Source organism: Fuerstiella marisgermanici (assembly GCF_001983935.1).
Classification (GTDB): domain Bacteria; phylum Planctomycetota; class Planctomycetia; order Planctomycetales; family Planctomycetaceae; genus Fuerstiella; species Fuerstiella marisgermanici.
Genome location: NZ_CP017641.1, coordinates 3,908,054 through 3,922,631, shown reverse-complemented (window position 1 = coordinate 3,922,631; position 14,578 = coordinate 3,908,054). Strand labels below are relative to the sequence as shown.

4 protein-coding genes and 1 pseudogene are annotated in these 14,578 nt (G+C 55.6%); 2 read left to right on the top strand and 3 right to left on the bottom strand.

Annotation, left to right across the window (positions count from 1 at the left end):
* Nucleotides 1-14 precede the first annotated feature (14 nt).
* Nucleotides 15-1,448, top strand: a complete 1,434-nt coding sequence (locus Fuma_RS14525; RefSeq protein ID WP_077024759.1) for a tyrosine-type recombinase/integrase — start codon at nt 15-17, stop codon at nt 1,446-1,448.
* 378 nt (nt 1,449-1,826) lie between these two features.
* Nucleotides 1,827-2,678 (top strand): annotated as a pseudogene (locus tag Fuma_RS36840) (transposase family protein); the annotation flags it as partial.
* 189 nt (nt 2,679-2,867) lie between these two features.
* Here Fuma_RS36840 and Fuma_RS14515 read toward each other — a convergent pair.
* The 3 genes from Fuma_RS14515 to Fuma_RS14500 form a co-directional block, all read right to left on the bottom strand.
* The gene (locus Fuma_RS14515) at nt 2,868-4,943 is read right to left on the bottom strand and encodes a recombinase family protein (RefSeq protein WP_077024757.1); all 2,076 of its coding nucleotides are present in this window, start codon (nt 4,941-4,943) and stop codon (nt 2,868-2,870) included.
* Nucleotides 4,936-5,115, bottom strand: a complete 180-nt coding sequence (locus Fuma_RS14510) for a hypothetical protein (protein ID WP_145943985.1) — start codon at nt 5,113-5,115, stop codon at nt 4,936-4,938. Before Fuma_RS14510 ends, Fuma_RS14515 begins: the two co-directional genes overlap by 8 nt.
* Before the next feature lie 1,004 nt (nt 5,116-6,119).
* A complete protein-coding gene (locus tag Fuma_RS14500) occupies nt 6,120-14,531 on the bottom strand; it encodes a PKD domain-containing protein (RefSeq protein WP_077024755.1) in 8,412 nt (2,803 codons plus the stop codon).
* Between the last annotated feature and the right edge of the window lie 47 nt (nt 14,532-14,578).

The following is a 14,578-nucleotide window of genomic DNA, read 5'->3' as shown; positions in this document are numbered from 1 at the left end:
GCTGGAGGTCACAAATGCCACGAAAATCTCAACCGAAAAAGAAGAAGATTCCGGTCGTTATCGACGGGAAATCGATCGACGTAACACTCACGCCACCGTCTGGTCGGCGAAAGTCGTGGTATGCGTATTGGGCCGGGTTAGTGACAAGCAGGAGCACAGGGCAATCTGAGTTTGATTCGGCGGTCATCGCCGTAACTGACATGCTAAAAAATGGCGGACGCAAGCGAGTAGCTGCCGACATGGTTCTGAGCGATGCCGAGTTCGAAGAGATACAGCGGCGACATTTCGGCAAGAAGAAAGATCCCGAAGCAAAGAAGCGAGCGGAAAGGTCTTTGGAAGCTTGCCTCGAAGCCATCTTTGCGTTTCGTGAGATCTCGAAGCGGTCGCCAATTGCCACAGCAACGGCTGCTGACTGTGAAGAATTTCAACACGAGGCATTGACAATGCCGAACAACTGGCGGCGTCCAGCGAAGGGAAAGAATGCGGAAGAAGTTGAGCCCCTGAGTCCCAACACTGTCGTAAAGTGGTCAACTGCTCTTCAGGCTGCATTTGAACGAGTGAATCGGAATGCTGGTAAGAAATGCGTTCGTGGCTTCGTAAAGGAGGAGAAGCTCCTGCACGAAAACCCGTGGCACAAGTTCACTTGGATCGAGCGGCGCAAGAAGAAGCTGCGACAATTCGATCATTTCGAACTGATTGCACTCTTAGATTACTTTGACGAAAAGTGGCCGGGACTGCGGTTCGCCCCAGCGTTGGCGAAAGTGCTTCTCTGGTCGTGGGGCCGAAAAGAGGAAATCAGCAGCTTGCAGTGGACGAGTCTGAGAGTGGTTGGGAGCGAATACCACTTCGATTCAACAGGGAAATGGGCAGTCAACAAGTGGTTCAGAATTCCAAAGCCGCTCTTCGAGGAACTGGAAGCCATGAAGACCGGCAGCACATATGTCTTCGCCAGCTACGCAGAAGATCTCAGAAGATTCTATGAAGAACGTGGATCGCACCGAGGGGGACAGGTCCGAGACGATTTTTCCCCGGAGAACGTAGGAGAGTGGTTCTACCGCAGAATCGCTGATTGGTCGGCTGACCTGCCAAACGGCTCTGCGAACGTTCACGATTTCCGCAAGACGACTCTTCAGTACGCCAGAAGTGGAGAGGATGTGAATCGCCAAGTGGCCGCTGACGCCCATGTATCAGCAGAAGTGATGATGACTCACTATGCGAAGGAGTCGGATAGGGAAATGCGTGCCAAGAGCAACAGAATTTACAAGCGAATCTTGAACAGCTTGTCGGTCGATGTTGCTGTCCGGTACGGCTACAAGGAGACCGAATTTGATCGGCTAACTGAAGACCTTGATGCAGCCCGTTCTCGGGGAGATTGGGGGCAGGTGGCGGAACTGGCCGAGCGGCTTGGAACCCTCAAGCGTCCAACTCCAACTGAGTCGGTAACTTGACCGCAGGGGCCAGTTTTGTGAATTCCTGTGAACACGACTTGCGGCTGTGAAACTCGCTGTTCACAGAAATGACGTAAGCCCCTGTAAAAACAGGGGCTTACAAATACACCCGGGAGGATTCGAACCTCCAACCCCCGGTTCCGAAGACCGGCGTGACGGGGCGAAAAGCACTGAAAAACAAGGACTTCGACTGCTATACGATTCCATAGTTTACATAGATTCGCATGGTTTGCGATGGGTTTAGTGCATTAAATCGTGCATCGACTGGCGTGAACAGCCGTCAGAGCGTCACCGTAACGCCGCCCAAAACTGACCTTGGAACCCTGTCTTTGCGGTCTGTAACGGTCGCAAAAACGAGCCTCAAAAATGCCGTGAATCATGAACGAAAATCGCTGCCAGAAAACGTGCATTTCGGTGTACAACGAATGTGCAGCACCAGCGTTTTTAGCACGTTCGACAATAAAGCCAATGTCCAGACTCTTCCACCCTTTTCTCGCACTTATTGCCTCATCGACCGACCGCGAACTGGCCCGGTACATCGAATATCTGAAAGAGGAGAACAAGATTCTCCGCGCCCGTATTCCGGGGCAGGTTCACACGACGCCGGCGGAACGCAAGCGGCTGTTGAAATTCGGCAAGGTGTTGGGCAAGGCCATCGAGGAACTGATCAGCATTGTCACACCGTCCACTTTCTATCGATGGGTGCGCGACGAATCTGACGAGCCGCGAAAGCGGAAGGCGAAGGGCGGTCGACGGAAACCACGCGAGATCCGAGAGCTGGTAGTAGAAATTGCGAAACAAACAGGCTTCGGATACACCCGAATTATCGGTGAACTGAGAAAAATGGGGATCAAGAGGATCAGTCGTCAGACGGTTCGAAACATCCTCAAGGAAGAAGGAATTGAACCCAGCCCGGATCGGACGTCGGACTCGTGGACGAACTTTTTGGAACGACATGCCGGCACACTGTGGGCCTGTGATTTCTTTTCGGTAAAGACGGTGACAGCTCGCGGGATACGTGAAATGTATCTGCTGGCCTTTATTTGCCTTGAGACGCGAGAAACAATCGTTTCACCAGCAACGGAACATCCAGATTCCGCGTGGGTCGTTGCACAAACGGAAGCGTTCCTGCGTGACACTGCAAAGCGGGAAGTGAAACCGGAAATCGTGATGCACGACCGCGATACGAAGTTCACGAAGGAGTTCGCTACGAAACTGACCGACAACAACGTTCGAACAAATGCTCTGCCCAGGGCCTCACCGAACCTGAACGGAAGGTGTGAGCGAGTCATCCAAACTATTAAGCTGGAGTGCCTTTCACGGTTTGTGATCTTTGGCAAGCGTCATCTCGATCTCTTAGTGCGTGATTTCCTGACGTATTACAACTGTGTTTCATTATGCACCTTTGTTCTATTTGAGTTAAAACTCAAGGGATTGCTGTTTGGGATCTGGTACCGCGGGGTTGCGGTTTCGAGTTTTTGCCTTCCGGACAACGGCCTTTGCCGCTGGCGTCTCCAGTTCGCTGCGATTGATGATCCACGGTCCGTCCGGAAGCGGGTGTTGACCTTTGATATCGGCTCGTTCAATCGCCAGTCTGAGTGTCCGCGTGCTGATGCCAAGATGTTTTGCGCTGTCGGTTAGGTTCATCCAGCCTTGATCAGATTGAGCCTGTGCAGTCCAGCGGGCAATCTTGTGGTAGTTCCGCATCGATGTGACCCGCTCTCGAGTCCACCGGTTTCCTCGTCCCGTTGGTAACCCGTTGCGGTTGAGCAGTCCGGCGATGAGATCGTCGGAACAGATTCGTGCGAGTGACCGGACAGCATCGACGGCCTCTGCTGACGTGGCTGTCGATTTTCCGCGACGACGGCGGGGAAGTCGCAGTTCGGTATGCACACCACCAACCCAGTGGATTGTAAGAATGACTTCGCTCACGTCGTTGTCGACATCCGCAACGATATCGCGGATCAGAGTCCGAACGATGCGTTTCTTGATTCGAATGTCAGCATCAGGATTGTTCCAGACTGCGTCAAGGTCAGCCACGACTGCCATCAGACCCTGCAAATCAGGATCGTCGATTGAAGATCTGTCATTTCGCTGCTGATCGATCCGTGCTTCGACGTCGCTGACGTGTTGCATCGACGCATTCCATCTTCGTTCCAGTTCCTCGGTGACAAGTCGATTTTCCGGGTCAGCTGCATCGAATTGACGTTGTGCACGCGATGCTTCATAACGAGCAGACTTAAGTTCCCCTTCCAGTGCCTGAAGGATTTCGTTGTCACGTTCGGTTGTTTTCTGGTGAGCGAGCATGGCGGCCTCTTGAGCGGCAGGAGCAACAACACGGAATATCTGTTCTGCAACGGCGATGTCAACGGACGTGGCACCGAATGCGATGCACTTGGCTTCGCCATTGTCCAGATACCCTCGGTGGCAGCAGTAACGTGGCACTTTCGCTCCGACTCCGCTGTACGCGACGGCCAGTCGCCGTCCACATTGCTGACAGCCCAGCATTCCCGACAACAGTGCCGAACCTTTTCGAGCAGCGCCTCGCCCGGAACGCAGATTGTTTGACGAAATCAAATCCTGCAATCGTTCGAACTCCTCCCACGATACATAGCCTTCGTGATGTTCGGGAATCAATGCGATCCATTCTTCGCGACTGCGCCGCCGTGTTTTTGAATCAACGAATCCACCTTCATACGATGGCTGATGTTCGGTTCGGCCATACGCATACGCCCCACCGTACACCGGATGAGTCAGGATCTGGTACACCATCCCGTATGTCGGACGCTTCCACTTCAGGACTCCGGCTTTGTCTCGTGTCGGCATCTGCAGATCTTCTTCCAGAAGCCACATCAAAGCTTGCCGTGCACTCCCCAGTTCGAAGCACTTGCGAAACACCAGATTGATCATCTGTTGCACGCGAGTATTCGGGTCTTTCTCAATGCGCTGATCTTTGCCTCGAGTCGTTCCCGTTTTCAGATATCCGACCGGTGCCGAAATGATCAGTTCTCCTCGGCGCGCCTTTTCACGCCGAGCTTCTACGGATCGCTGACGAAGGAGGTCCAGCTCGTATTCGTTCAAACTTCCTTTCAGTCCCAGCAACAGTCGGTCATTGCTCCGGCGAGGAGCGTAGACCGTTTCCTGATCGATCAATAACGTGTCCACGACTCGACACACTTCAACCAGTTGCTGCCATTCACGACTGTTGCGAGCAAACCGCGACACCTCTCGTGCAGCAACGGCCCCGATCTTCCCGAGGCACACATCGGCGACCATGCGTTCAAATCCCGATCGAACAACGCTGCCGGACGCGCTGCGCCCCAGATCTTCATCGATGACTTCAATGTCTTTCCATCCCAGTGAACGCATCCGTTGCTGCATGGCATACTGCAGCCTGCGGCTTTCTTCGTTGTGAAGCACCTGAAACGGCGACGACTGACGAATGTAAAGAACGGCTTTCCGCTGAAGATGGATGGCTTCAATCTTTTCACTCATCTTCGGACTCCTTTCCGCTGTTGAGATTTTCAGCATGATGACGAACGAGTTCCGCCAGATATCGGGTCGCTTCTTCCCGAGTCTCGCTGGGCAGATCACTCCATCGCGGCCGGGGCGGACTCACTTCAAACAGATCAAGCTGTGTTGTCGGTTTCGTTCTGGGTTGTGGCATCAGCATCTCCCTGAGAAGATTGGAAATGCTGAACATCTATCAGAAACTCATCGCCCGCTGTGGCGTCCCGCAGCAGTGCTGAAAGATTCAATAGTGCTGATATTGAAACGCAGGGTTCGTCGCGTAGCTGCATGACGCAGCATACAGACTGATTCAACATCCACTGCGGAACTTCACGAAACTTTCCGTCCGTCACGTCGGCAGGACGACACAAATAGACAGCTCCGCGATCACGACGTACGATCGCTCGATCAATCGTGACGGGCTGATCAAACCAAGGGTGCCATCGATACCGAACTACTGCCTCGGTAACATGGCTATCGGTACGTGAGGTTGTACAACAGGCATCGTGCGCATTCTGCCCGGAAAAGTTTGCCGCCGATTCGAACGGTTCCTGAAGAAGTGGACACGGTTCCGCTCGGCGAGGTTGAGGTCAAGTCATACGTTGGCGGACTTGTAAAGTCGTTTGAGAGAAGAGCTGCCTGATCTGAATCTCCGTCTTAGTGTTGTGCCGCGGAAGCATTCCAGCAAGCTTCCAACCACGATCGTTCGTCGGCGTCGAGAATCAGATCCCCGGCAGTTCCGTCCAAGACCGCAGGGGCAGTGTTCCAACCGATGTCACCCCCACGAAGAAGGACAACGTCCGTCTTCCGGTCGAAGGTGAATATCCACTGTTCGCCAAAGCGATTTTGGAAATATCCGATGTATGCACGTACATACTCAAATCTCCTGCAGAGACGATTGGCAGATCGCTGAAGAAAGCGGCGTGGTTGTTTCGGATTGCCAGCAATGGATCAGACATCAGCTTCAACACTTCTCCGCAGTACAGTGATGGTAGAACGCTCCAATGGTCCGCAAAACTCATGACCGGTATCACGCAGTGGCCGCTTGGAGCCTGCTGCGCACATTAATTGAACCGCGCGGGGCATCAGAGCAGCGAAGCCGCCCTCCCGGCGACTTCGCTCTAATCTTCCAACCGCCGGGCTGACAAACAGGAAGGAAGGCTACTTTTTCTTTTTGCCATTTCCTTTGCTGTTCTGGTCAGTCCAATCATCGCCGCCGAACAGTAGAACCCAATCACGCGACGAACTCCCCGTCAGTTTGTCGGCAGCTCCGCCGTCATCGCCGACGGAAGCGAAGAACGCTGCCAGAGCAGCATCGTCTAACGGGTCCTGATCGCCGGAGAGGATTCCGTCGATGTCTCCGAGCCAGCGGTCCTGCGTCGCGAGCAGCGAACTGTAGTTATCCAGCAGAGTATCTGAGCCGTTCGTGGTGTGAACGCCACCGGTCATGATGTCCTCACCGGGACCGCCAACCAACCGGTCTACGCCCATGCCTCCGATCAGTAGATCTCGCCCTGACCCACCATTCAGGCGGTCGTCCCCGTCACCGCCGAGCAGGATATTGCTGCCACCTCCACCGTTGATGTGATCGTTCCCGGCTCCGGCATCAATAATGGTTGGCAAAGTAACTTTTCCCGAGATCGTCAGATGATCATCGCCGTCGCACAGCATTCCCATGATCCGGTCCACATTCGCCAGCGGGAAGACGCGTGGATCATCTCCGAGAAAGTCCCAGTGAACCTTCAGTTGGCCGTTGCCGGTCTGATTGATGCTGATGTGGTCGTCCGCATCGGTTCCAATGATCTGCAAGACGTCTTCACCGTTCACCTGCAGAATGTTAGCGCCGGAAATCACAGCCAGCGTGGAGGTGCCATCGGAACCAGTGTCATCATCGCTGAGGTCGACGTCAATATAATAGATGCCTCCAGCGAGATACGTGTGGCTCAACGAAGCGGCCCGATCACCGACCGTCAGAACATACGTTTCGACATTCCCGTCACCCCAGTCGACGACGATGGTGTGCTCATCCAGAGTACCGACGTCCTCAAACGCCAGATCAATCGTGATTGGCTCACCTTCTGCGCCGTGACCACATTCCTCCGCTGGATTGACAAGACTGGTCCACACGGGATCTTCGTTATTGACGGTTACTGTGGTGCTTGTGCTACCAGTTCCGGTGTCGTCGTCGGTGACATCCACACCGATGGTGTAGACATTGGAAGCGTCGCCACTGCCGTTGTCATCCAGATACTGATGGTCCAGCGAGAATTCGCGGGTGTTCGGATCCCAGTTGATGCCGTCGACGGCTTCGGTCAGCGCGGATGTACCAAGTGTGAACGTCTGCGTGTCGTTCGGACTCAGGACATCACCCCAGTTCAGATCCAGCGTGAACGTATCCAGCGTACCCGGATCGGTGATCGTTCCCGTCAGCGTGGCCACGCCGTATTCGTCGATGGCCAGGACCGGATCGAGAACCACGGTCGGCGCCACGTTATTGACAGTAACGGTTTCAGCATCCGAACCAGTTCCCGTATCGTCATCGGTGACCGTGGCATTAATCGTATAAACGTTGGACGGATCTCCGGTCGGATTGTCGTCCAGATACTGATGCGTCAATGTGAACGTCTGAGTGCCGGAAGCACTGGCCCCGAACGTGTATTGCTCCGTATTGTCCGGGCTGAGCGCATCACCCCAGTTGACGTCGAGAGTAAACGTGTCCAGCGTTCCGGGATCGGTGATCGTTCCGGTCAGTGTGGCGACTCCGTTTTCATCGATGGCCAGCACCGGATCGAGGACCAGCGTCGGGGCCACGTTATTGACGGTGACCGTTTCGGCATCGGAAGCAGTTCCCGTGTCGTCGTCGGTGACCGTGGCATTAATCGTATAAACGTTGGACGGATCTCCGGTCGGATTGTCGTCCAGATACTGATGCGTCAATGTGAACGTCTGAGTGCCGGAAGCACTGGCCCCGAACGTGTATTGCTCCGTATTGTCCGGGCTGAGCGCATCACCCCAGTTGACGTCGAGAGTAAACGTGTCCAGCGTTCCGGGATCGGTGATCGTTCCGGTCAGTGTGGCGACTCCGTTTTCATCGATGGCCAGCACCGGATCGAGGACCAGCGTCGGGGCCACGTTATTGACGGTGACCGTTTCGGCATCGGAAGCAGTTCCCGTGTCGTCGTCGGTGACCGTGGCATTAATCGTATAAACGTTGGACGGATCTCCGGTCGGATTGTCGTCCAGATACTGATGCGTCAATGTGAACGTCTGAGTGCCGGAAGCACTGGCCCCGAACGTGTATTGCTCCGTATTGTCCGGGCTGAGCGCATCACCCCAGTTGACGTCGAGAGTAAACGTGTCCAGCGTTCCGGGATCGGTGATCGTTCCGGTCAGTGTGGCGACTCCGTTTTCATCGATGGCCAGCACCGGATCGAGGACCAGCGTCGGGGCCACGTTATTGACGGTGACCGTTTCGGCATCGGAAGCAGTTCCCGTGTCGTCGTCGGTGACCGTGGCATTAATCGTATAAACGTTGGACGGATCTCCGGTCGGATTGTCGTCCAGATACTGATGCGTCAATGTGAACGTCTGAGTGCCGGAAGCACTGGCCCCGAACGTGTATTGCTCCGTATTGTCCGGGCTGAGCGCATCACCCCAGTTGACGTCGAGAGTAAACGTATCCAGCGTTCCGGGATCGGTGATCGTTCCGGTCAGTGTGGCGACTCCGTTTTCATCGATGGCCAGCACCGGATCGAGGACCAGCGTCGGGGCCACGTTGTGGACGGTGACGATGGTCGCTGCAGAGTTACTGGTGCTATCGTCGTCTTCGACCGTAATGCCGATGTTGTAGACGTCAGTGGCCGTGGCAGTTGGGTCGTCGTCCAGATACTGATGCGACGCCGTAAAGGTGCGTGCCAGGGGATCGACCGTTGCAGCGGATGACGTTCCGTCACCCCAGGTGATCGTGACTTCGTGCGTATCCAGCGTACCGACATCGGTGAACGAGCCGGTGATGGTGGCTGTTCCGTCCTCGTTGATGACCGGAGCATTGAAGCTCTGAATAATCGGCGCGACATTGTTGACGGTGACACTGGCAGCCGCCGAATTGCTGCCGGTGTCGTCGTCTTCGACGGTGATGCCGATGTTGTAAACGTCAGTGGCCGTGGCAGTGGGATCATCGTCCAGATACTGATGCGTCTCGTTGAAGGACGTCGTTCCGGTCGCGTAGGTGAAGGTCTGGACCGGTGAGCCATCGCCCCAGTCGAGCGTCAGTGTGAAGGAATCCGCCGTGCCCGGATCGATGATGTTTCCGGTCAGAGTTACCGTGTCGTTTTCATCAATCGGAGTCGTAACAGCCAGATTGGCAATTGTCGGTTCGACGTTGCTGACTTCGATCGTTTCTGTCGCCGTGCCCACACCGCCATCGTCATCGGTGACCGTCAGCACAACGGCATAGGTACCGTTATCATCGGGTGTGAAGTCGAATGTCGCGCCGCCGCCGGAGACATACGGCGTGCCGTTCTTCGTCACGCTCCATCCGAGTGTGTGCGTGTCCTGGGTGCCGACGTCAAAGATACTGCTGCCCAAACTGATGGCATCACCTTCGTCGGCCGTCGTAGGCGCACCTGTAATGGTTGCCGTCGGAGCCACGTTGTTAACGGTGACGTCAAGTGACACACTTCCATTGAAAGTCGCATCCCCTAGCTTTCTGGCATAAATGTTGTAGCCGCGCTCACTAGCTTGTGCCCAACTGTTCCATGCGACAGCGAAGCTGCCGTCGCTCAAACCTGCTATGGCCTGCTGGAACTGAGACTCGGGAATGTGCTGATTGACTTGAATGTCGTCGCTGAGTGGTTGGCCCAGAGCATCGAATTTTCTCGCGAACACACCGAGTCTGTCGCCATCCTGATGAAGACTGTCCCAGACGGCGACAAAGCCGCCATCCTCGCCCGCCGCAAGGCGAATCTCCTGCTGGCGGTCATTGGTAGAAGAGTTGATTGGAATGACAGCCCCGACCGCCGCACCAGTGGAATCATAGCGCTGTGAATAAACACCATACGAAGAACCGTCTGAACCGTGCCAACCAACAACGAAGCCGCCGTCCGCCAAGCCGGTAACGGCCGCCAGGAACGGAGTGATCCTCGAAGTGGTGGCTGTAAATTCGCCACCGACTGCGACACCGCTTGAGTTGTAGCGTTGGCCACGGATTTCGCCGACACCAGCTTCATCCCAAACCACAACGTAGCCGCCGTCGGACAGAGACGTGACCTCCTGATTCTTCTGATCGCCAGCAGTGGTAGTATTGACCCGGAACTCTCCTCCGACAGCAACGCCGCTCGCGTCATACTGCTGCCCGAAAATCCCATCGCCATCCAGGTCTTCTCCGGTCCACGTGATGACAAATCCGCCATCGGCAAGTCCGATAACCTGCGGCCGTCCCTGATCTCCAGCAGTGGTCGCATTAACATCAAATTCCCCACCGACTCGGTTGCCTCCGGAGTCAAATCGCTGCGCGAATACGCCATAGCCGTCGCCATCCTGTGGCCCCAGATCGCTGCTGCTGGAATGGGGACGACTATGCCAGGAAACGACAAAGCCACCGTCTGTTAGCGCTCCCACGCTCGCCAGCTGTTGATACCCTTGGATGTAAGTGTTCGCCTGGAATGTGGAACCGACTGGTAAACCGGAGGCGTCGTATCGCTGACCAAAGACACCGTCAAGGTTTCCGTCGCCGTAGCCGAGGTCTCGTGAACCGTGCCAGACGACCACAAACCCGCCATCGCTTAGTCCTACGACGTCCGGACGGTCCTGGCTGTAGCGAGTCGGTGCGTTCACAGCGAATTCATCACCATCGCTTGCCTCCCACCGGCCACCATCATCGTCCGTGGCCGTGACAGAGACAGTGTATTGATGTGTCCCCACACCGCCCGGATTTGGGCCATCGTCCAGATACTGGTGTGTCTCGCTGAAGGATGTTGTCCCGGCAACGTAACTGAATGTCTGGACCGGGGATCCATCGCCCCAGTCGACAGTTACCGTAAACGAATCTGCCGTCCCTGGATCGACGATGCTGCCCGTGAGCGTTGCGGTCTCGTTTTCGTTGATCGGTGAGGAAATGGCCAAGTTGGCGATTGAAGGTGAAACGTTGCCAACTTCAATCGTCTCGGTCGCCTTACCAATTCCGCCATCGTCATCGGTCACAGTCAACTCAACGTCATACGTGCCGTTGTCATCCGGGGTAAATTGGAATGTCGATCCACTGCCAGAGGAAAACGGTGTCCCGTTCTTCGTGACGATCCAGGCCAATGTATGAGTGTCAAGGCTGCCCACATCACTAAAACTGCTGCCAAGGCTGATCAAATCCCCTTCTTCGGCTCCCACTGGTACGCCAGTGATCGCGGCTGTAGGGGCAACGTTCTGGACGGTGACATCAACTATATCGGGACCTCCGGTTGCACCGAAGGCGCCGATGAACCGCTGGCCGAATACGCCATGAGTGTCGCCATCCTGTTCACGGCTGTTCCACACCACAACGAACGTACCTGCCGGACCGATTGCAACGGACGGCGCACTTTGGTTCTCGCTGGTATAAGTATTGATCTGAAATTCACTGCCGACCGGAGAGCCGCTCGGGTCAAATCGCTGTCCAAAGACCCCCACACCACTGCCATCCTGCCCGGTGCTGCCCCAAGTGATCACAAAATCGCCTGTCGGATAAACAGCGACTGAGGGACTACTCTGATTGCTGGTCGTGTACGTATTGACCTGAAACTCGGCTCCAATCGGAGAACCGGCAGCAGTATAGCGCCGTGCGTACACTCCATTTCCGCTTCCGTCCTGGGTGTAGCTTTCCCACGCAACGACAAAATTGCCCGAGGAATCCACGTCGACAGATGGAGAAAACTGATTGCTGGCCGTGGTGGTATTGATTTGAAACTCACCACCTGCAGCAATGCCATTTGAATCGTACCGCTGCCCAAACACGCCCCAGCCGTCACCATCCTGAAATCGACTGCTCCACGCGATGATGAATCCGCCTGCATTGTCCATGGCAACCGTGGGATTGTACTGACCGCTGATCGTGGTCGTATTCACCTGGAACTCGCCTCCCAGCGGAGCTCCGTCGGCGGCGAATCGCTGACCATATACTCCGAACCCATCTCCATCCTGCGGATCGCTTCTCCACGTGACGACGAAGCGGCCTGACTGATCGATCGCTACTGAAGAAAGGCGTTGATACAGATGTGTATACGTGTTGACCTGGAACTCACTTCCCAGGGTATTACCAGCAACGTCAAACCGCTGGCCAAAGATTCCAAAAGAGCTGCCATCATGGCCGGTCCATGTGATAACGAAACTGCCGGACTCGTGCATTGCCACAGCCGGGTCGATCTGTTCGCCGACAGTTGTGGTGTTGACGAGAAATTCGCTGCCAAGAGGATTGCCGGAAGCGTCATATCGCTGAGCAAAGATACCCGTGCTGCTGCCGTCCTGATTGCCACTGGACCACACGACAACGAAGTTTCCAGCCGCGTCAGTCGCGATTGCTCGTCCGCCACCTGAACCAGTCCAGATCTGCTGACTGTCTACAGTCGTTGTGTTGACGCGAAACTCACTATCCGCCGGACCGAAAGGTACGGGCGAACCGCTCATCCCACCATCATCATCCGTTGCTGTCACCGAGACTGTGTACTCATGTGTCCCCACACCGCCCGGATTTGGGCCATCGTCCAGATACTGGTGTGTCTCGCTGAAGGATGTTGTTCCGGCTGTGTAAGCGAAGGTTTCAACCGGCGAACCATCGCCCCAGTCGACGGTCAGCGTGAACGAATCTGCCGTGCCCGGATCGACGATCTCTCCCGTCAGTGTCGCAGTGTCGTTTTCGTCAATCGGCGAGGTGATGGCCAGACCGGCGATTGACGGTGCGACATTGCTGACTTCAATGGTTTCGGTCGCTGTGCCCACGCCGCCATCATCATCGGTGACGGTCAGCACAACGTCATAGGTACCATTGTCATCGGGGGTAAAGTCGATTGTCGTGCCGCTGCCGGAGACATAAGGCGCTCCGTTCTTCGTCACACTCCACCCAAACGTGTGAGTGTCCAGGGTGCCGATGTCAAAGATGCTGCTGCCCAGACTCACAACATCACCTTCGTCCGCTGTCACTGGCATCCCCGTGATGGTTGCCGTCGGCGCTACGTTATTGACAGTGACGTCAACGGTGTCAGGACCACCGGGGCCCCCGAATGAACCAGTGAATCGTTGCCCATAAACGCCCCACGACCATGGGAATGCACTGCCGTCCTCCTGACCGTAGCTGTTCCAGACAACAACAAAGCTCCCGGTGCCGTCGACCGCCACCGAGGGATGTCTCTGTTCGTTGCTCGTACGCGTGTTGACCTGAAATTCGCTGCCCAAGCTGCTGCCGTCAGCATTGTATCGCTGACCGAACACACCGTAGCGATCGCCATCTTGGGAGTGACTTTCCCAGGTGACGACGAAGTTGCCCACGGCATCCATCGCGACCGAAGGCATATTCTGGTGGTGGTCGGTTGCTGAGTTGATCAGGAATTCACTACCCATCGCCGTGCCGTCGGCAGCGTATCGTTGGCCATACACGCCCCATGAGAAGAGGCCACCGTCCTGTTCTAGACTGCCCCATGTGATGACGAAGTTTCCGGTGCCGTCCATCGCCACGGATGGATAAAGCTGGTTGCCAGTAACATAGGTGTTGACCTGGAATTCACTACCCAAAGCGTTGCCGTTCGCGTCGAACCGCTGCCCGTAGATACCGTAGTCATCGCCGTCCTGATTACTGCTGTTCCAGGTGACAACGAAATTGCCGACCGCGTCCATTGCGACCGACTGCAGACTCTGCGTACCGGGAGTGTGCGTGTGAATCTGGAACTCGGTACCGACTGCGTTGCCGGCAGAATCGTACAACTGCCCAAACACCCCTGAACTCTTGTCGCTGTCCTGATTGCCGCTGGTCCAGGTGATCACAAAATTGCCGACGGCATTCATCGCAACGGACGGGCTGCCCTGCCCGTCTGCAGTCGTGGTGTTGACCTGGAACTCAGCTCCAACCGGATTTCCTGCCGCGTCGTAGCGTTGTGCATAAACACCACTTCCAGTTCCATCCTGGCCGACGCTGCTCCAGGTAACAACAAAGTTCCCGGCCCCGTCCATCGCGACGGCGGGCTTATACTGGTCATCAGTTGTGTAGGTGTTGATCTGAAATTCACTGCCCGCCGCAGTTCCATCGGCGTTAAATCGCTGAGCAAACACTCCGGAACCGTCCTGATCGGAGCCCGTCCAGACCACGACGAAGTTGCCGACCGCATCGGTGGCGACGCCCTGACCTGCCGATGCACCATACTGCGCCAGTAGCTGGTCACCTAATGTCGTTGTATTAACCCGGAATTCGCCGCCCGCCGGGGCAAATGGAGTTACAGTACCGCTCACACCACCATCATCATCGGTGACAACGGCAGATACGGTATAGATATCGGAAGGAGTCGCGGTCGGATTGTCGTCCAGATACTGATGTGTCTCACAGAAGTAGCTGTCCATTTCAGCTTGGAGACTGGTCTTTTTCTGTCGGTTAGATTTTGATACGA